We start from the raw sequence: 19,045 nt of genomic DNA, 5'->3' as shown, positions 1-19,045 counted from the left end.
GTTTACCCGTAAACTTCTTTAACAAAGTTTTCGTAAGTAACCTCTTTTGTCTTTAAATTTGCTTTTTCTTTATAAAGGTTTACCAGTTTTTCGCTCATTACCTGTTCAGATAATCTTTTGGCTTCTTCTTGGTTTGAAAGTACCCTTGCAGAAATATTTTCCAACACCTCATCTTCTGGGTCTGTTTGCCCAAACTGTGCCATTTGCATGCTTACGTATTTTTTGGCAAAATCCTTAAGCTCGTCGTAGCTAACCTGAAGGTTGTTGTCGTTTATTATTTTCCCTTCGATAAGCTGGTATCTTAAACCTTTTTCTGATTTTGAATATTCTTCGCTGGCTTCTTCATCCGAAAGGTTGTTTTCACCGGTTGCCTGGATCCATTTTTTCAAAAATACATCCGGAAGGTCAAACTTGGTGTTTTCGACCAGGTTCTCGGTAATATCGTTCAAAAGTTTTTGATCCGCCTGTTGTGCGAATTGCTTTTCGGCATCTTCCTTGATCTTGGCCCTCATTTCTTTTTCAGAAGTTACCGCGTCTTTACCAAATAGCTTATCGAAAAGTTCCTGGTTCAATTCGGCAGCTTCACGCTTGTTTATTTCGTCGATGGTAAAAGTAACATCGATGTCCAGGTCGTGCGCTTGATCGTGATCTACTTTTAGGTAGTTTATAAGGTCATGGTCATCTTCAAAAAGGCTTTTGGTTTTTAGTTCCAAGGTATCTCCAGCTTTTGCACCAACAAATTTGCCAAGGTTTCTTTTTCCTTTTATTTTATCAAGGGTAAACGTTACGCGGTTTTCAATTTCTTTTTCTTCATTTTTAAAAACCCCGGTTATTTCGCTTTCTTGGGTTGCTTCATCTTGAGAAATTAATTTTCCGTATTGTTTGGCAATACGGTCAACCTGCTCGTCTATCATTTTATCGTCGGCAATAATTTGGTAATGGGTAATAGCTTTTTTAGTTTTCAAATCTACATCAAAAGCAGGAGCAAGACCCAGCTCAAATTCAAAAGAAAAGTTTTCAGAATCCCAATCAAGATTATCCTGTGCCTTAGGAAGCGGGTTTCCAAGAACATCTAGCTTTTCTTCGGTGAGGTATTTGTTTAACGAATCTTGAAGTAGTTTGTTTACCTCGTCAACTAGAACAGCTTTTCCGTATTGCTTTTTAACCAATCCCATGGGAACGTGTCCTTTTCTAAAACCTGGAATGTTTGCAGTTTTGCGGTAATCGGTCAAGATTTTATCAACTTTATCGCTGTAATCTTCTTTTTTAATTGCAACTTTTACTATTGCATTTAAGTCGTCAATTTGCTCTCTTGTAATATCCATTCTCAAAAAAATTTAATAGCCCTTAAATGGGCATGCAAAAGTAAAACATTTTCAAAAGTTAACCAAGTTTTTAAAAGGCTGATAAACAAAATATTAATTTTTATTTAACACCTTTTGGTTTTATGGCCAAAAAACGTTCGTAAAAAACCCTTAGATGAGCTTTGGTTATGTTTTTTCTTTCTTATTCTGAAGAAATTAGCGACTCAAAAATAGATTGTAAAATGGATAGCAATAAGCTAAATAGTAAAGCCCACCATATATTTGCCACCGAAAATCCTCCTACAAAATAATCGGCCAGTAAGATAATGATGGCATTGATGATAAGTAAGAACAGGCCCAGTGTTATAATGGTAACGGGCAGGGTCAATATAACCAAGATAGGTTTTACTATAAAATTTAAAATGGCCAGTACCACGGCAACTATTATGGCGGTCCAGTAGCTTTCTACGGCAACTCCGGGAAGTATTTTTGCCAAGATAACCACCGAGATTGCGGTTAACAGAATTTTGATTATAAACTTCATCGCTTAAAATTATTTTGGTTGATTTATTAAAGATATAAAAAAAGCGCCTATTTTAACAGTAGGCGCTTTTTAAATGTTTTAGCTATGTTGTTTTACTTGACAAAAATAGTGGGGTAATTGCCGGGGTTTACTTTTGGAACCGTTGCATTGTATTTTTTATTGATGGCATCAATAAATGCATTGGCAACTACTGCATAACCACGTTGCGTTAAATGCACGCCATCTAGCGAAAATGCACCACCGGTACCAAAATCGGCTGTTATGGTCCCGCCATCAAAAGGTACACCACCATTGGCGAGTTGCTTTAAAATTGCGTTTACATCCACAAAAGCAAGGTCGTATTGGTCTGCCAATGCTTTAATGGTAGTGTTGTATGCAGTTTGCGCTGTAGAAACATGTGTTTGTTCCGTTATGGTTAGCACTTGGGCGTCGTTTAAAGGAACACCAACTCCAATTACAGATTGTGGATTGTCGGGGTCTGCCAAAGTACCTAAAACCGAAGAAACCGGTAACGGGATTAAGTCTTCTTCTGTTGCTTGCCTCATATTGGTCAACGCAGGGTTAACAGTGGTAAGGTCGGTTAGGTCTTCGTCCAACAACACGACCGGGTTTTGCCCAGCACTAAACTGTATGGTGCGCTGTGCAGCTTCTTCGGCAGTAATCAACCCGATAGCCTGTACTTGCTGTAGGCCTGCATTGTATGGTGCATAGGCTTGGTTTAGTGCTTCTGCAGTTTGCGTATCCAGAGGAATGGCATTATAGGGAACGGTTGTAAAATAGGCAATAGAAGTAACTTCGGGAACGTTTGCCACGACACCTTTGGCGCCTGTGCTTGTTAAGGCTTTAAGTTCTTCATTATACACGCTTGCGAATACATTTGGGTCGGTAATATCGTTATAACCATATGTTGTTGGGTCTGTGTTGCCGGTTTGGTCTTCCCCGTCACCCCCTTGGGAAGCATAGCTTAAAATGTCGTTGCTTCCTATCCAAAGAGAAAAGAAAGTTGGATCTTGTGCTACGGCATCCCCAATAACTGTTGCATCTGTTGACGATGCTATACGGACAAAGTAAGGATTGGCGTTTCTATTCTCTACTCCTGCAATATTCCCGTAACCAGGTGCGAGCAAATGGAAACTTTTGGCGCCCGGTATCCCCATATTGTTAAAAGGACCGTCTAAATGGTTGGTAATATCGGTTGTTGGGGTTCCCTCAAGAGAAACGGGAGCCCTGTTGCCTTCGGCATCGATCTGCAATACCAACCGGGTTCCGCTAATTATTTGGCCTCCGTTTAGCAATCCACCTAGATTACCATCAACCAACGGCTGTATAAAATCGCCCCCTCCGGCCAACCCAAATTGTCCGGCCATAATTGCGGGGTAGGAGTTTTGTTGTGCTTTTAAGTAAAGTGCATTATCGGCAAAACCGGCAGTTAAGGAGTTACCCACGGAAACATAATTGGAAAAATCGGCATCGCCATTGGTATAAAAATCTTGTTCGTTAACGGGGTCGTTAAATTCTGGTTGGCAAGCAGTAAAGGTTATTGCTGCTAGAGAGATATATAATAGTTTTTTCATTTTATTCAGTGTTAACATGTGTTAAAATCCATAAGTGATTCCTAGGCCTGGCACAAATGCATTGTTCTTGTAGGTGCCTCCAAACGGTACATTTTGCCCGTTTTCCTGATAATAATTGTACGATTCGTCTACTTCATCAAAATGAACATATAAGAAAGAAGCATCCAATGCAAAACGATCACTGATTTTAAATGTAAACCCACCTGTAAAATTATTGGAGTCGTTTCGTGGCGTTTCGGGTGCAAAATACCCAGATCGTACCGGAGATTCGTCAAAGTAATATCCACCTCTTAATATAAAGCGCGGCGTTGCTTTGTACTGAACCCCTAAACGATATACCGATGAATTTTTGTAGTTTCTTGGGTTTAAGGATTCTGTTCCGTTGCTGAATATAACGTCCAGTGCCTCGTAGGCATTCCAGTATACCCTATTATAGTCAAAAGCTACAAGCCATTTTTCGTTAATGGTATACGAAGCACCTACCGAAAGTTCGGCAGGCAAAGGCAATGAAGCGTCAAAAGCTACACTTTGGTATTGCCCGGCGACCGCAGAAGGCAAATTTTGAAAATCGGCATCGCCATCCTCGGCGTTCATGTCTATTTTGGAGCGGTAATCCACACCGAGGGTAAACTTTTCGGTAGGCCTGAACATCATGCCAATATTGTAGCCCCATGCTGTAATGCCGCTGTCATCGATAGTGACATTCGACCTGTTTCCGTTCACATCTGTAGTGCTACGGTCTATATTTCTGTTGAAATTAACACTTCCGGTTGCAAAAATAGGCCCACCACCAATACTTAATTTATCGTGTAATTTAATTGACAAAGTAGGCTGAAAAAATATTGCCGAAAGGCTAATGTCGTTAATCAAGTGCGAACCTTCCCAATCGGTTGGGTATTCCACGCTACTTCCGTAAGGTGTGTAAACACCAAGGCCAACGCTTGCCCAATCGTTTATTTTGTATGCTGCATAGACGTTGAATGGAGTGGAAACGGAATTGTTGTCTTCTGTATGCCAGCCGTATTGTTCGTTTTGAAAACTGATATTTGCAAAAACGGCATTTGCCCCTAAGCTAACCGTAAATTTTTTATCCAGATACGTAAGTCCGGCCGGATTGAAGAAAACCAACTCTGAAGAATTAATAACTGCAACCCCCGTATGTCCCATGGCAAGCTGTTTTTGTCCCTGAAGCGCAATACGGTAACCTCCGGCATAAGAAATGGCACTAATTAGCAATACCATAGCCAGTAGCGTAAGTTTTTTCATAGAATTAATAATTTATAAATGTGTGAATATTAGCATTTCAAAATTAAGACAATATTAATTATATCCAATTTTTAGGGCATTGATATTTCAAATTCGATAAAAAATTAACATTTATCTACTTAGAAAATGAAGGGATTTTTCGAAAAACTGTTTTGGGTTTTCTGCATGAAGCCAATGCCCGGAATTTTCCACGGTTTCTATTTTAGCATTTGGAAAATGGACATGGATAATATCGGTATCGTTCGGGGAAATATATTCAGATTTGGAGCCCCGCAGGAACAGTGTTTTGCCGTTAAAAGATTTTTGAGAGGGCAGGGGCTCTCCAATTTCTTCCTGGGCATTGCTTAAAACGGACAGGTTAAACCTAAAAGCAAGGGTTCCTTTTGTTTTCCGATACAGGTTTTTAAGTAAGAATTGGCGCGTTCCCCAGTCGGAAATATAATCGGACAATTGTTCGTCGGCTTCGGTCCTGGATGTTATTTTATCAAAATCAAGTGCATTGAGGCCGTTTAATATATCTTGATGGTGCGGGGGGTAATATTTAGGGGCAATATCTGCAACCAAAAGCCTTTTTATCAATTCGGGCTGTGTAACCGCCAAGAGCATGGCAATCTTTCCGCCCATGGAATGGCCAATGATGTTAATGTCTTCCAAGTTGTTCAGGTCGCAATAGTTTAGAATGTCTTCAACCATGACCTCGTATGAAAAATCTTCTGAATGAAAACTCCTGCCGTGATTTCTCAAATCTATCAAATGAACCTCAAAGCCGGCTTCGGCATATTTGGTGCCCAGCGTTTTCCAGTTGTCGGACATTCCCAAAAAACCATGAAGTATTAACAATGGTTTTCCTTTTCCTATGATTTTAGATTTTAATGTTTGCATTTTTTCAGTAGAAAATTTAAAGTTTGTAACGTTGAAAAGATAAAAGCGATGCCTTTTTGCGGTTTCGGTATTGCGTCACCTCTTTTAATAAAAAAACTATTTCAGCCTTTGCAAATACATTTGTACTACATTTTCCAGCCCTAGGTAAAGCGACTCTGCAATAAGAGCATGGCCAATGGAGACCTCCAATAAATTTGGGATGTTCTGCTTGAAATAAGCTGTGTTTTTAAGGTTGAGGTCGTGTCCGGCATTTATGCCCAATTTGGCCTCGCTGGCCATTTTGGCGGCTTCTATATAAGGGTTTATGCCGCTTTTGTCTCCCTTGGCAAAAGCACTTGCATAGGCCTCGGTATAGAGTTCTATACGGTCCGTACCCGTTTTGGCCGCGCCTTCGACCATTTTGGCGACGGGATCTACAAAAATAGAGGTTCGGATGCCGCTCGCCTTAAATTCAGCAATAACATCAATCAAAAAATCTCTGTGTTTTATGGTGTCCCAGCCGGCATTGGAAGTAATGGCATCTTCGGCATCGGGGACCAAGGTTACCTGTGTGGGCTTTACCTCTAAAACAAGGTCGATAAAACTTTTTATGGGGTTTCCTTCAATATTAAATTCGGTGTAAACCACTGCAGGCAAGTCCCGTGCATCTTGATAGCGAATATGGCGTTCGTCTGGCCTTGGGTGTATGGTAATGCCCTCGCCCCCGAAATCCTGAATGTCCTTTGCGGTTTTTAATAAATCGGGCACATTGCCTCCCCTGGAATTCCTTAAAGTGGCAATTTTATTTATGTTAACGCTTAACTTTGTCATAAAATAAAAATTCAAAATACATTTCAAGGCAAAAATACAAACTAAAGGCTGCTTTTTTGTGCTAGAAATTGATTAATTTGCCAAAGAAATAAGCTTGTTATGAACATACATTCTTATATAAATAACGATGTGCTGCCATTGTTGCCCAATTACCCGGTGAAAATGGTACGCGGGATGTTTTCTAATTGCACCAACACACACATCCCGGTAGTGGAAGACAATAGGCTTTTGGGGAATATTTCTGAAGATGATGTGCAGGGGTTTGACCCGGATAAAAAAATAAGCGATTATCTCTATGCGCTCGATCTTTTTTATGTACAAAAAAGTACCAACTGGCTGGACGTTTTGGAAGCCTTTGCAAAATTCAACTCTAATATTTTACCTATTTTGGACGAAAACAGTATTTATGTTGGATATTACGAACTGATTGATATTATGAGCTTGTTTAAAGAAACGCCGTTTTTAAATGAGCCCGGCGGAATTTTAATCGTAGAAAAGGGGCATACAGATTATTCGTTTAGTGAAATATCCCAAATTGTTGAAAGTAACGATGGAAAACTATTGGGCGCCTTTATTTCCAATGACGCAGAAGATGTAACCCAAATTACCATGAAAATAGGGAATATTGGCCTTAATAACATCATTCAAACTTTCAGGCGCTATAACTATAACATTGTTTCCGGAAATGAAGAAGATTCTTATATTGAAGGCCTAAAGTTACGTTCTGATTATTTAAACAAGTTTTTAAAAATTTAACCTGCTCGCCAGAGCGTTTAGCTTCTCAGCTATTGGAAAGCCCGGGAGTTGATTAAGAAAAATTGTTAAAACCTATGAAAGTCGGTATTTACGGTCAATATTACAAAGAAGATTCAGAAGAGTACATACTTAATTTGTTAGAGGTGCTACAGGTAAACAAGGCCGAAGTTTTTCTGGAAGCAGGCTATCTTGAGCAAATAAAGGAATCGCTAGATATAAACACAAACTATAGAACTTTTGCTTCTTTTGAAGACCTCGACAATTCCTTCGACCTTTTTTTAAGTCTTGGAGGAGATGGGACCATGCTCCGCACCGTGTTGTTTGTCAGGGACTTGGATATTCCGATTTTAGGAATAAATACGGGTAGGTTGGGTTTTCTGGCCACAGTACAAAAAGAAAACATCCAAAAAGCAATAGAGGAAGTTATGCAAAATGGCTTTGAAGTTAAAAAAAGGGCCTTGCTGCAAATAACTACCAATACATCAATGGAAGACCAGACCGAAGTTAATTTTGCTCTTAATGAAATTGCAGTAAGCCGCAAAAATACAACTTCCATGATTACCATTGCAACATGGCTCGACGGGGAGTACTTAACATCTTATTGGGCAGATGGGCTTATTGTTGCAACACCAACGGGTTCTACCGGTTACTCGTTAAGCTGCAACGGCCCCGTAATTGCACCAAGTACCGATGCCTTTGTGTTAACGCCAATAGCGCCGCACAATTTAAATGCACGCCCGCTTGTTATTCCCGATAAAACAAAAATTAAATTGAAGGTAACCGGGAGAGAGGATAATTTTTTGGTCTCGTTAGATTCCCGTATTGCAACGCTTAACAACGAAACAGAAATGATAATAGAAAGAGCCCCGTTTACCATTAAATTGGTAGACCTTAAAGGAGAGAGTTTTCTTAAAACGCTCCGAAAGAAACTTTTATGGGGGGAAGATAGGCGTAATTAAGCCCCATGAAAACAATAAATTCACACAAAAATTGTTTTTACTAGCACATTCATTACAATGATATTACTTATAAAATATCATAATGTATATATTTGCAAACTTTGAAAGGTATGAATTTTAGAATCTTAGCCATAGCGATTATGTTAACCACAAATGCGACTTATGCTCAAATGTTTGAGGCGGGTGCCTTTGTGGGAGGTAGTAATTACATAGGAGACGTAGGGTCTTCTTGGTATATTAAGCCTAATAGCTTTGCGGCTGGAGGGTTATTTAAATGGAATGTTAGCCAAAGATATGCATATCGGGCTTCTTTTACATTTTCTACAATACATGCGGCCGATAAAGATTCTGACAATTCAGCCAGGCAACAACGCGACTATAGTTTTTCCAACGGTATCTTGGAAGGCTCACTGGGGATGGAGTTTAACTTTTTAGAATTCGATTTAAGTGAGTTTTCACGATCGGTTACACCTTATTTATATGGTGGAGTATCGGTTTTTTTACATGATGAATTATATTATGTAAATAATAATGCCCAAGTATCTGGAAATAAAACTACATTTGCAATCCCTATGGCAATAGGGGTTAAAGGTAAAATAAACACACGTTTCGTTTTGGCAGCCGAAATTGGGGCGCGTTATACCTTTACCGATAACATAGATGGCAGTAACCCTAACACGCTGTTGGCTAATAATGACGATTTGAAGTTTGGAAATATCTTTAGTGACGACTGGTACGTTTTTTCTGGTATTACCTTAACGTATACCTTTGGAAAAAGACCATGTTACAGCTGTTTTGATTGATGAGTAATGAGTGAAGAATTAATTAATAAGAATAACCTACCCGAACATATAGCCGTTATCATGGATGGTAACGGAAGATGGGCAAAACAAAAAGGGAAACTTAGGGTTTTTGGTCATGAAAATGGGGCAAAAGCCGTAAAGGAAGTTGTTGAAGGCTGCGCAGAAATAGGGGTTAAAAACTTAACGCTCTATGCTTTCTCGACCGAAAACTGGAACCGCCCGAAGATGGAAGTAGATACTCTTATGAAACTTCTGGTATCTTCATTAAGAAAAGAACTACATACTTTAGTAGAAAATAACATCAGGCTTAAAATTATAGGCACCATAGAGGCCCTTCCCGAAACAGCACGAAAAGAACTTCTTGAAGTAATTGAAAAAACCAAGCAGAACACCCACATGACGCTTACTATAGCATTAAGCTATGGGGGTAGGGAAGAGCTTAAAAATGCTGTAATTGAGCTATGTACTAAAGTTAAAAATAATATAATTTCTATCGATTCTATTGACGAATCAATAATAAATAATCATCTTTACACGCATGATTTGCCCGATGTAGACCTACTTATCAGGACAAGTGGAGAGCATAGAATAAGTAATTTTTTGCTTTGGCAGATCGCCTATGCTGAGCTGTATTTCACTAAAACGCTATGGCCCGATTTTACCAAGGAGCATTTGTGGGAAGCATTAATAAACTATCAAAACAGAGAACGTAGATTTGGAAAGACAAGCGAACAACTTAACTAAAAATATCATGTGGAAACGATATTTAGGTGTATTCATATTATTACTTTTAACCTTTACTAAATATGCCACTGCTCAGGAGACTACTATCGATAAGGGAAAAAAATACATCCTTGGCGGTATTGAGGTCACGGGCGTAAAGAGTTTTAACAAACAGACCGTGATTACATATACCGGTTTGAGGAATGGACAGGAAATTACCGTTCCCGGGGAACAAATAAGCAAGGTAATAAGCAAATTATGGGGCCTTAACCTCTTTAGCGACATTAATATATACAAAACCAAAGTAGAAGGGAATAAAATATTTTTAGAACTTAACGTTACAGAACTTCCTACGCTTTCAGATGTCAAGGTAACCGGAATTAAAAAGAAAAAGGTAGAAGATATCGTTAAAGATGCCGACCTTAAAAAAGGAAAAAAGGTAACTGAAGGTTTTATTGCCAATACAAAAAATTACTTGCTGAACAAGTACAAAAAAGAAGGGTATTACAATACCAAGGTAAATATCAATACCATCCCAGATACTACCGAAACCAATGCGGTTAGAATGGTAGTGGCAATAGACCGTGGGGAAAAGGTTAAGGTGAAGGACATTGTTTTTGAAGGAAATGAAAAATTAAGCGATAACAAGCTTAAAAAGGCAATGAAGAACACCAAAGAAAAATTCTTTGGCCGCTTCTGGAAAAAATCAAAATTTATCCCAGAAGACTTTAAAACCGATCTTACTTCTATTGTAGATAAATACAAAGAGAACGGTTATCGTGATGCACGCATTACTTCCGATTCGATAATATTTAACGACGACAACACCTTAGATATCAATATTAAATTACAGGAAGGCGAAAGGTATTATTTTGGTGATATAGATTTTGTTGGGAACACCGCATATTCCGATGAATTCTTAGGAAGGATACTCGGTCTTAAAAAAGGAGATGTATACAACGGGGTGCTGTTCGATAAACGCATAGCCGACAATACAAAACCCGACGGAAGGGATATTACAAACCAATATCAAAATAATGGCTACCTTTTCTCGCAGATTAACCCGGTTGAAGTTTCGGCAAAAAACGACACTATAGATTTCGAGATTAGGATTATAGAAGGGAAATTGGCATATTTTGAAAATGTAACGGTTTCCGGGAACGATAAAACCAATGACCATGTTATCTACAGGCAATTGCGCACAAAACCAGGGCAATTGTACTCTAAAGACAATGTGGTAAGGACCATTCGTGAACTTGGGCAATTAGGATATTTCGATCCCGAAAGTATAAATCCGCAAATTAAAGATGCGAACCCTGAAGCAGGAACTGTAGGCATAGATTATGGAGTGGTAGAAAAAGGCTCCAGCCAGATCGAACTTCAAGGAGGCTATGGCGGTGGCGGTTTTATTGGTACCTTAGGGCTTTCGTTTAATAACTTTTCAATTAGAAATATACTAAATGGAGAGGCATACAAGCCAGTGCCAATGGGAGATGGCCAACGTTTGTCATTGCGTTTACAGGCCAGTAGGTATTTCCAAACATATAGTTTTTCCTTTATGGAGCCATGGTTGGGCGGTAGGAAGCCAGTGCAGTTCTCAACATCAATTTCCAGGACGCTTCAATTTAGGTATAACCCAAGAACTGGAGATGCCGATAAAGATGCCCGTTTTGTAATAACTGGAGCAACCGTTGGTTTGGCAAAAAGGCTGCAATGGCCGGATGATTACTTCCAACTATCTCACGCATTGAGCTTCCAGCATTACAACCTTCAAAATTATTATACATCGCTGTTTACCTTCGGGAACGGTTATTCCAATAACTTGGCATATACCATTGCGCTTTCAAGAAACAATACTTCTGTAAATCCAATATTTCCCATGGCGGGATCAGAGTGGAACATTAGTTTAAAACTTTCACCGCCTTATTCATTGTTCAATAATATTGATTATGCTAATCTAGGAGACGATCCGGAATACCAAACTATCAATGCTCAAAATGAAGTAGTCCCCGATCAAGCAAAAATAGATCAAGAAAAATATAAATGGCTGGAGTTTTATAAAGTAAAATTCAGCGGGAACTGGTATACCAACCTTGTGGCAAAACTAGTGCTTAAAACAGGAGTTGAATTTGGGTTTCTAGGTGCATATAACGACGATCGCGGGGTAATTCCTTTCGAACGGTTTTTCCTTGGAGGAGACGGTTTAGGGAATTATACGCTAGACGGAAGGGAAAACATCGCACTAAGGGGGTATCCAAACCAGTCGCTGTCTGGACAGGATGGTTCTACGGTCTATAATAAATTCTCGTTAGAACTAAGATACCCCATCACATTAAAGCCGACGGCATCAATTTACGGACTTACCTTTGTCGAAGGTGGGTCGGCATACGATAATTTTAACACCTATAATCCTTTTAACCTTAAAAGGTCGGCTGGTGTAGGGGTGCGTATATTTATGCCTGCCTTTGGTTTATTGGGGATAGATTTTGGTTACGGATTCGACCCAATTCCAGGAGAAATAGAGCCAAGTGGATGGCAAACACACTTTATTATTGGTCAACAGTTTTAATTTGGCATGATATTTTCTATGGATAAATATGTTATTATTAAGGTATGACATATGAAAAATAAGAAATTTTTGTTTTCTTCGTATACAGAAACAAAACTATAAAGTAATGAAAACATATGTTCTTTTATTATTGATGGCTATAATGACCGTTTCCGCAAGCGCCCAAAGAGGTGTTAGGATTGGTTATGTCGATATGGATTACATTTTGCAAAATGTAGAGGAGTATCAGGCAGCAAATAAACAGCTGGCCGATAAAGTGCAAAAATGGAAATCTGAAGTAGAAGACCAAGAAAGTACAATAACAAAAATGAGAGCCGATTTAAATGCTGAAAAAGTGCTTTTAACCAAGGAATTGATACAGGAAAGAGAAGAAGAAATCGATGCGCTTGAAAGTCAAATGAAGGATTACCAACAAGACAGGTTTGGTCCACAAGGAGATTTGGTAAGGCAACGCAGCCAGTTGGTAAAACCAATTCAAGATCAAGTTTTTGATGCTGTACAGGAAATTGCCGCCAATAAAAAATACGATTTTGTTTTTGATAAGTCTGCGGATGTTGTTATGTTGTACTCCGATAAGCGTTACGACATTAGCGAGCAAATATTGAGAAGTATAAACGTTACCCGGAAAAAAGTCGACAGGCAGGAAAAAAGCAGTGCCCTGAAAGAATTTGAAGAACCAGACCCCGAATTAAAAGCAAGAGAAGAAGCTTACGAACAGAAAAAAGAAGACAGAGCCGCCGAAATTGAAGCAAGAAGGGAAGCAAAGCTTAAAGAAATCGAGGCCAGAAAAAAAGCCTACGAAGAAAGAAGGCAAAAAATGTTGGAAGAACGTGAAGCTAGAAAAAAGGCAAAATTAGAAGAAAGAGAACAATTAAAAAAAGAAAATAACAATTCAAACGCTACGGAAAACGAAGAGGGAGAATAAATCAATTAAATAACAAGTAACACATTTTTAGAAATTTTAGAAAATCATGAAACAGTTTAAAAAATTAGTAATTGCGGTTGTATTAGTTGTGGGATCAGTGAGTTTTGCTAATGCACAAAGTAAAATAGCGCATATCGATGTTCAAAAATTGGTCGAAGATATGCCAGCCATGAAGGCGGCGCAAGCTGAATTGCAGAAATTGGGTGAAAATTACCAGGCAGATATTAAAACAAGCTACCAAGAGCTTCAGAACAAAATGACACTTTATAAAAACGAAGCTGGTACCAAATCTCAGGAGGAAAACCAAAAAAGAGCCCAGGAAGTAGATGGAATGCAACAGAGTATCATGCAGGCGCAACAACAGGCGCAACAGGAGCTATCTAAAAAAGAAAGAGAATTGTTGCAGCCAATCCTTCAAAAAGCCAACGATGCTATCCAAAAAGTTGGTAGGGCACAAGGTTTCGATTATGTATTGGATTCTTCAACAGGATCTGGAGTAATATTAGCCGACGGTAAAGACTTATTGGCAGATGTAAAAAAAGAACTTGGATTTTAATCCGAAAATAAAATAAAAATATACATAAAAACTGCCTGCATAAATGTAGGCAGTTTTTTATTTTTACATACTAACCGAAATCAGGTTAATATGAACTCACAACCTATAGGGATATTCGACTCAGGTGTTGGCGGTACCTCCATTTGGAAAGAAATCCACCATTTGCTTCCGGGAGAATCCACCATTTATCTGGCAGATAGCAAATATGCACCCTACGGGGAACGGCCGCAAAAAGAAATCCTTCAGCTAAGCATTAAAAACACAGAATTCCTCCTTTCCCAAAATTGCAAGGCAATAGTAGTGGCTTGCAACACGGCAACAACAAACGCAATAGATTACTTAAGAAAAAATTATAAAGTGCCATTTATAGGGATCGAACCGGCCATAAAACCAGCGGCACTAAATTCCAAGACAGGGGTTGTTGGTATATTGGCAACAAGAGGTACATTAACAAGTGGTTTGTTTGCCAAAACATCGGCCCTGTATGCCAAAGACCGAAAGGTGATTGAACAATTTGGCGACGGATTGGTCCCCCTTATTGAAAACGGGATGGCGAACAGTGAAGAAATGCATCAGTTGCTACAAAAATACCTACGGCCAATGATGGAAGAAAAAGCCGATTATTTAGTATTGGGCTGTACACATTACCCGTATTTAATTCCGCAGTTGAAAAAAATCTTGCCAACATCGGTAACAATAATCGACTCTGGAGAAGCCGTAGCAAAACAGACCAAAACGGTATTGGAGAATTTTCAATTATTGAATACGCGCGCTGTGGGGGCTTCATACATATTCCATTCCAATGCCGATGAAAAAGTATTGGCTTCTTTGCTAAAAGACTATAAGCAAAAAATAGTAGTAAGCCATTTAGATTTTTAAACCTCTTTGCAAATAGTAATAAAAGCAGTGGGAATCCACATTCAGCTAAAAGAAAAAGAAACGCTAGCAACTTACCAGCCTTCATACGTTATCTTTTTTAATTCTTCTTCCACCAAAACCATCAATTTTTCAGTAGAGTACATGTAGGTTTTTCTTACAAATTTATATTCTTTTGCCATGAATATTAAATCTTAAACCTTTAATTGTTGTTTAAAGGAAATGGTGAAACTTATTCAATATAAAGAGAATTGTTTTTTGGGGAGGTAACACTATAATTTAAATCGATCTTTTCTGTTTTTGTGGGTTTTACAAATAGTTCCCATTCAACTTCTCCAGTTTGTGGGTTTATTTTTCCGTTAGATAATTTTTCAACCTTGACCTCAATTTCTTTCCTATTACTCACGGGAACTTGATCAATAATTGTCAGGTTTATGGGTACGCTTTTATTGTTTTTTATGGTTATTGTCCAGCCAACTAGTTGTTCTTTGTTACTTCCTAAGAATTTTTTAGATTTTAAATCTTTATTTCTTTCTCGTTTAATAGTTATATTTTGGTCCTTTCCAAAAGAAATATTCAAAGTGTCATTTTGTGAATTTAATTCTAAAACGGTTTTTCCAACAAACGTGTTTTCATAAAATATATTTGCTTCCCCGTCCAATAGATCATATTTTTTCCAGTCAATAACTTTAGCAATTAAAAAAACATCTTCTTGTAATTTGGGAATACTAAAATAATGAAAATCGGATGTTATTTGATTATTTGTCATTTCAATTGTATTGTTCTTATTATTTGAAGAAATTGAATAAGGAACATCAATTTTAAAACTTAATGAAGTATTTCTCTTGCTGGATATTTCAGGATTCGTTTTTTGCCTTTGATTACTTATTTGCAGACCATTTACCCGGCCAGCCAATTGATCTTCAATAGGTGCAGCCTTTTTTAACTCTTCTTTACCATATCCCGAAACGACAACTTCTTCTAGAGCTTCATTATTTGTTTCCATTCTTACATTTATAAAACTATTGTTTATAGGTTTAAATGCAGTTTTGTAACCTATATAGGAAAATATAATCCTTTCTGAATTTTTTGGGATTGAAAGTGTATATTTTCCGTCAAAATTAGTCGTTGTTCCTATGGTAGTATTTTCAATAATTACATTTACACCGGGAATAGGGTCGCCCATTTCATCAGAAACTACCCCGGATACCTCATTAATCTCGTTATAACTTGGAGGCGGTAAATTATAGTCTAAATAATATGTTTTAAGTGATGGGGGTGTGCCCGAAATATTGGGATTTGAAGATGAAAAGGTTAGGGTAACGTTTTCCCAATCAACTTTGGTGTCTTGACGTACATTGGCTTTATGTACAATATTTATATAGTTTGTAGAGCTACTGGCTTTTAAATCATAAGTAGGATACCAACTGGCATTTTTCACTATATAACCAAGGCTAAAATCAATTTGAGAAGCCGTTTTATTGTCAATCTTCACTACTATTTCTGATAAATTATACTCATGCTCCTTAGAGAATTCATTTATCCTGCTTTGCAGTGTAGAGATTTCTTCGTTTAATTTAGCAATAACTTTATAGCGGTCTATTTCTTTAAGTTTAAGGCTGGTAAGTTTATTGCTATAAAAATTACTGGCGTCTTTTAAATTAGAGACAGATAAGGCTTCATTTTTACCATTAAGATTCCTGTTCTCCTTTAAAAATGCTATATCTTCATGTATTACATCCAGATATGTTTGTTCCAATATTTTTTGTTCTTCAAGTTGCTTAAGCACAGATTCAAATTTTTGTAAATCAGAGGGTTTTTCTTGATTGTCTTGAAAACTAGTTTGAAAATTAAGTGATAAAATAGTTAGGTTTCCATTTTCAGCACCAAGATTAATCGTCTTCTCCTGAATATAAGGTGATAGGTTAACAAATTTTAAAATATAGACACCTTTTTCAAGATAAATAGTTTTTTGCCTTTTTATTTGGGCGCCATCTAAAAATACAGTAGCAGCAGAAACATCAGTTTTAATCTCTTTTTCGACAATATTTTGAGCTTCAGAATAATTTGAAAGCAGGAAAAATAGTGGTAGGATAAGCTTATACATTTTTTATTACTTAAATAGTGGATATATAAATAGTGGATATAATTTATATTAAAAATAAATAAATTATTGTACTCTACAAGTATTTCCTTAGAATCCTCTCTGTACTTTGGTAATAACCTACCCCAAAAATATTTAGATGTACCAATAAATAGTATAGTTGCCAAAGCTCCAATCGGTCTTCCCAATTAGGTTGAAGCGGAAATATTTCATTATATGCATTAAAAAGCATTTGGTCAAAACCACCAAACAGATGCATCATGGATATATCCATTTCGCGTGGAGCGTAGCAAACGGCAGGATCGATCAGGCATGGGTTTCCGTGTTTGTCCACCAAGTAATTCCCGTTCCATAAGTCTCCGTGAATTAAAGACGGGGCCTCGTTTGGGAGTAGGCTTTTCAAATTAGTATAAAAAGAATCAATATTTTTAAAAGAAAAACCTTTTTCGGTAGCAAGTTTTATTTGGGGCTCTATACGTTCTTCAATGTAAAAATCAACCGCATTTATCTGTTTGTTGTTTTGTTGATGCAAACTCCCAATATAATTATCGCACACAAAACCAAAATAAGGAGCCGGATTTTTGTGCAAATGGGCAAGCTTATGCCCAAAGTCAAGCCAAAAAACATCCTTTTTTCTGCCAGTTTCAATATATTCCATCATAATAAACAAAAAATCACCAACATTGGCGTAATCCATAACTTTGGGAATCCTTATACTATTTGTGGCCCTTAATGCATTAAGCCCGGCAGCTTCTTTTTCAAACATTTCCGGGAATTTTTCGGCAGAATTTATTTTAACCACATAATTATTTGTGTCAATGGATATTTTGTAAACCTCATTAATGTCGCCGCCAGAAAGAGCGGTATAGACCGGCGTACCAGAATCTAAATAATCTTGAATATAGGTTTTTAAAACATCAGGGATCAAATCAAATCACTTTTTTCTCACATAGGTTAAATAAGTAAAAGCATAGTTGTGCCTTTCGTCCTTAAGGTGCAATTCGCTGGAAATAAGCTTCCATTCATTTTCATCTATTGCAGGAAAAAAAGCATCTGCTTCAAATGTGCCGTGAACCCGTGTCAGTTCAATCTTTTCGGTAAAGGGTAGCCCCAGCTTGTATATTTCCCCGCCGCCAATAATAAAAGGCTGGCTGTCCTCCTTTGCCATTTCCAATGCGGTTTTTATGTCATTTACCACAATGCAGTTCTCCCCGGCATTATAATCTTTTTGGCGGGTAACAATTATATGTTTTCTGTTTGGTAACGGACTAGGGAAACTCTCAAAAGTTTTTCGCCCCATAATAATTGCGTGCCCCGTTGTTAGTTTTTTAAATCTTTTAAAATCGTCCGGCAAATGCCAAACCAGATCATTGTCCTTTCCAAGCGCATTGTTTTCCGCTGCCGCGGCAATAATTGTAACCATTAACTATAAAGTGTTTTTTGGGTTTTCCTCCATGGGGAACTCCTTTTCTACTTCTTGTTGCAATTTAGCGATCCTGTTCTTTTGTTTGGCAATTAATTTCTCGCGTTGTTCCCGTTCCCATTCTTTCCCCAAAAACTTGTTCGTAACAAAAACATTTATAAAATGTATTAGCAAGATAAACACCCAAAAGGTAATACCCCACACAAACCAATTGTATTGGTCGCCATACTTAAGTACCTTGTTAATTATAATCATAAATACGCTCCCGAACAAGAAGAACACAAAATGATAATACAGTCGCCTTTTTTGCCTGATCCTCGATTGCGCATTCTCTATCAGTTCATGTTGGTCGAGATCGATCTCTTTCAGTTCCTTAGTTTTATTTTTTGAAAACATAACCCATTTAATTTATATAAAGTTACAAAATGAAACCATATGTATAGACTAAAAACAATAGATGTTTACAAGTTAATAAAAAACGGGGCGTTCCCTCCATTGCATTCGGGCCGGGCTTTCCGCTGCTACTCCTCGCCTTGGCTGCGGGGTGACCGCTGCAATCCCTAACGCGCGACCCCACAACCCCATAACATCATAACAACGTAACAAGGTAACACCATAACACCATAACAAAAAGCACAACAGCGGCGCTCCCCGGAAAAAAACGCCCCGGTAACCCTCATGTTTCCAGCGCGTTGCAAAAAGATTAAAAATAATTCGAGAAAACATTTGGAAAGGAAGAGAAATAGTTTCTATATTTGCACCCGCTTTGAGGGACGGCCGTTGGCTGTCCGGGACAGGCGGAAGTTCATTTGTTATTGGTGCTCCGGGGGATTTTAAGGGGGATTAAAAATTTTTCAAAAAAAAGATCCGGAAAAGTTTGCGGGTAACAAAAAACGCATTACTTTTGCACCCGCTTTGAAAACGAAAACTTTTCAAGGTACAGGGACAGAGAAGAAGAGTTCATTGATATA

At 38.0% G+C, this 19,045-nt stretch carries 18 protein-coding genes; 8 read left to right on the top strand and 10 right to left on the bottom strand.

The features are described from left to right. Nucleotides 1-2: 2 nt before the first annotated feature. The 6 genes from tig to PSF86_RS08375 form a co-directional block, all read right to left on the bottom strand. On the bottom strand, nt 3-1,325 hold the full coding sequence (gene tig / locus PSF86_RS08400) for a trigger factor (protein ID WP_277899633.1): 1,323 nt from the start codon (nt 1,323-1,325) through the stop codon (nt 3-5). Nucleotides 1,326-1,506: 181 nt separating this feature from the next. Continuing rightward, nucleotides 1,507-1,848 carry a phage holin family protein gene (locus tag PSF86_RS08395; protein ID WP_277899632.1) on the bottom strand — a complete coding sequence of 114 codons (342 nt, stop codon included), beginning with the start codon at nt 1,846-1,848 and terminating at the stop codon, nt 1,507-1,509. 92 nt (nt 1,849-1,940) lie between these two features. Further along, nucleotides 1,941-3,422 (bottom strand): SGNH/GDSL hydrolase family protein, encoded by a 1,482-nt coding sequence (locus tag PSF86_RS08390; RefSeq protein ID WP_277899631.1) that lies wholly within the window; start codon nt 3,420-3,422, stop codon nt 1,941-1,943. 21 nt (nt 3,423-3,443) lie between these two features. Next, nucleotides 3,444-4,688 (bottom strand): OmpP1/FadL family transporter, encoded by a 1,245-nt coding sequence (locus tag PSF86_RS08385; RefSeq protein WP_277899630.1) that lies wholly within the window; start codon nt 4,686-4,688, stop codon nt 3,444-3,446. Nucleotides 4,689-4,799: 111 nt separating this feature from the next. Further along, nucleotides 4,800-5,570 carry an alpha/beta fold hydrolase gene (locus PSF86_RS08380; RefSeq protein WP_277899629.1) on the bottom strand — a complete coding sequence of 257 codons (771 nt, stop codon included), beginning with the start codon at nt 5,568-5,570 and terminating at the stop codon, nt 4,800-4,802. Between the two features lie 96 nt (nt 5,571-5,666). Beyond that, nucleotides 5,667-6,380 carry a pyridoxine 5'-phosphate synthase gene (locus tag PSF86_RS08375; RefSeq protein ID WP_277899628.1) on the bottom strand — a complete coding sequence of 238 codons (714 nt, stop codon included), beginning with the start codon at nt 6,378-6,380 and terminating at the stop codon, nt 5,667-5,669. Nucleotides 6,381-6,479: 99 nt separating this feature from the next. Between PSF86_RS08375 and PSF86_RS08370 the strand changes: the two genes are divergently transcribed. The 8 genes from PSF86_RS08370 to murI all read left to right on the top strand — a co-directional run bounded on the left by PSF86_RS08370 (nt 6,480) and on the right by murI (nt 14,550). Next, nucleotides 6,480-7,136, top strand: a complete 657-nt coding sequence (locus tag PSF86_RS08370; protein WP_277899627.1) for a CBS domain-containing protein — start codon at nt 6,480-6,482, stop codon at nt 7,134-7,136. Between the two features lie 74 nt (nt 7,137-7,210). Further along, nucleotides 7,211-8,095: an NAD kinase gene (locus PSF86_RS08365; protein ID WP_277899626.1), complete on the top strand. Its 885-nt coding sequence runs from the start codon at nt 7,211-7,213 to the stop codon at nt 8,093-8,095. 110 nt (nt 8,096-8,205) lie between these two features. After that, nucleotides 8,206-8,898, top strand: a complete 693-nt coding sequence (gene porG / locus PSF86_RS08360) for a type IX secretion system protein PorG (protein WP_277899625.1) — start codon at nt 8,206-8,208, stop codon at nt 8,896-8,898. Nucleotides 8,899-8,904: 6 nt separating this feature from the next. Beyond that, nucleotides 8,905-9,642, top strand: coding sequence for an undecaprenyl pyrophosphate synthase (gene uppS / locus PSF86_RS08355; protein ID WP_277899624.1), 738 nt, complete (start codon nt 8,905-8,907; stop codon nt 9,640-9,642). 7 nt (nt 9,643-9,649) lie between these two features. Further along, nucleotides 9,650-12,190, top strand: coding sequence for an outer membrane protein assembly factor BamA (bamA, locus tag PSF86_RS08350; protein WP_277900208.1), 2,541 nt, complete (start codon nt 9,650-9,652; stop codon nt 12,188-12,190). Between the two features lie 106 nt (nt 12,191-12,296). Next, nucleotides 12,297-13,115, top strand: a complete 819-nt coding sequence (locus PSF86_RS08345) for an OmpH/Skp family outer membrane protein (RefSeq protein ID WP_277899623.1) — start codon at nt 12,297-12,299, stop codon at nt 13,113-13,115. 46 nt (nt 13,116-13,161) lie between these two features. Further along, nucleotides 13,162-13,671: an OmpH/Skp family outer membrane protein gene (locus PSF86_RS08340; RefSeq protein ID WP_277899622.1), complete on the top strand. Its 510-nt coding sequence runs from the start codon at nt 13,162-13,164 to the stop codon at nt 13,669-13,671. Nucleotides 13,672-13,761: 90 nt separating this feature from the next. Continuing rightward, nucleotides 13,762-14,550: a glutamate racemase gene (gene murI / locus PSF86_RS08335; protein ID WP_277899621.1), complete on the top strand. Its 789-nt coding sequence runs from the start codon at nt 13,762-13,764 to the stop codon at nt 14,548-14,550. A 229-nt stretch (nt 14,551-14,779) separates the two neighbouring features. Here murI and PSF86_RS08330 read toward each other — a convergent pair whose 3' ends face one another. The 4 genes from PSF86_RS08330 to PSF86_RS08315 all read right to left on the bottom strand — a co-directional run bounded on the left by PSF86_RS08330 (nt 14,780) and on the right by PSF86_RS08315 (nt 18,470). Further along, nucleotides 14,780-16,654: a mucoidy inhibitor MuiA family protein gene (locus PSF86_RS08330; protein WP_277899620.1), complete on the bottom strand. Its 1,875-nt coding sequence runs from the start codon at nt 16,652-16,654 to the stop codon at nt 14,780-14,782. 73 nt (nt 16,655-16,727) lie between these two features. Next, nucleotides 16,728-17,579, bottom strand: a complete 852-nt coding sequence (locus PSF86_RS08325) for a fructosamine kinase family protein (protein ID WP_277899619.1) — start codon at nt 17,577-17,579, stop codon at nt 16,728-16,730. A gap of 6 nt (nt 17,580-17,585) precedes the next feature. Beyond that, nucleotides 17,586-18,074 (bottom strand): dihydrofolate reductase, encoded by a 489-nt coding sequence (locus PSF86_RS08320; RefSeq protein WP_277899618.1) that lies wholly within the window; start codon nt 18,072-18,074, stop codon nt 17,586-17,588. Nucleotides 18,075-18,077: 3 nt separating this feature from the next. Beyond that, nucleotides 18,078-18,470, bottom strand: a complete 393-nt coding sequence (locus tag PSF86_RS08315) for a 2TM domain-containing protein (protein ID WP_277899617.1) — start codon at nt 18,468-18,470, stop codon at nt 18,078-18,080. Nucleotides 18,471-19,045: the final 575 nt, after the last annotated feature.

The sequence above is a fragment of the Galbibacter pacificus genome (assembly GCF_029603165.1).
In the GTDB taxonomy this organism is placed as follows: Bacteria; Bacteroidota; Bacteroidia; order Flavobacteriales; family Flavobacteriaceae; genus Galbibacter; species Galbibacter pacificus.
The sequence above is the reverse complement of the archived record's forward strand: the minus strand, read 5'-3'. Positions and strand labels throughout refer to the sequence as shown.

Excerpts from the sequence above, each read along its gene's own strand:
- tig (WP_277899633.1), bottom strand. The coding sequence starts at position 1,325 with ATGGATATTACAAGAGAGCAAATTGACGACTTAAATGCAATAGTAAAA.
- PSF86_RS08395 (WP_277899632.1), bottom strand. The coding sequence starts at position 1,848 with ATGAAGTTTATAATCAAAATTCTGTTAACCGCAATCTCGGTGGTTATC.
- PSF86_RS08390 (WP_277899631.1), bottom strand. The coding sequence starts at position 3,422 with ATGAAAAAACTATTATATATCTCTCTAGCAGCAATAACCTTTACTGCT.
- PSF86_RS08385 (WP_277899630.1), bottom strand. The coding sequence starts at position 4,688 with ATGAAAAAACTTACGCTACTGGCTATGGTATTGCTAATTAGTGCCATT.
- PSF86_RS08380 (WP_277899629.1), bottom strand. The coding sequence starts at position 5,570 with ATGCAAACATTAAAATCTAAAATCATAGGAAAAGGAAAACCATTGTTA.
- PSF86_RS08375 (WP_277899628.1), bottom strand. The coding sequence starts at position 6,380 with ATGACAAAGTTAAGCGTTAACATAAATAAAATTGCCACTTTAAGGAAT.
- PSF86_RS08370 (WP_277899627.1), top strand. The coding sequence starts at position 6,480 with ATGAACATACATTCTTATATAAATAACGATGTGCTGCCATTGTTGCCC.
- PSF86_RS08365 (WP_277899626.1), top strand. The coding sequence starts at position 7,211 with ATGAAAGTCGGTATTTACGGTCAATATTACAAAGAAGATTCAGAAGAG.
- porG (WP_277899625.1), top strand. The coding sequence starts at position 8,206 with ATGAATTTTAGAATCTTAGCCATAGCGATTATGTTAACCACAAATGCG.
- uppS (WP_277899624.1), top strand. The coding sequence starts at position 8,905 with ATGAGTGAAGAATTAATTAATAAGAATAACCTACCCGAACATATAGCC.
- bamA (WP_277900208.1), top strand. The coding sequence starts at position 9,650 with ATGTGGAAACGATATTTAGGTGTATTCATATTATTACTTTTAACCTTT.
- PSF86_RS08345 (WP_277899623.1), top strand. The coding sequence starts at position 12,297 with ATGAAAACATATGTTCTTTTATTATTGATGGCTATAATGACCGTTTCC.
- PSF86_RS08340 (WP_277899622.1), top strand. The coding sequence starts at position 13,162 with ATGAAACAGTTTAAAAAATTAGTAATTGCGGTTGTATTAGTTGTGGGA.
- murI (WP_277899621.1), top strand. The coding sequence starts at position 13,762 with ATGAACTCACAACCTATAGGGATATTCGACTCAGGTGTTGGCGGTACC.
- PSF86_RS08330 (WP_277899620.1), bottom strand. The coding sequence starts at position 16,654 with ATGTATAAGCTTATCCTACCACTATTTTTCCTGCTTTCAAATTATTCT.
- PSF86_RS08320 (WP_277899618.1), bottom strand. The coding sequence starts at position 18,074 with ATGGTTACAATTATTGCCGCGGCAGCGGAAAACAATGCGCTTGGAAAG.
- PSF86_RS08315 (WP_277899617.1), bottom strand. The coding sequence starts at position 18,470 with ATGTTTTCAAAAAATAAAACTAAGGAACTGAAAGAGATCGATCTCGAC.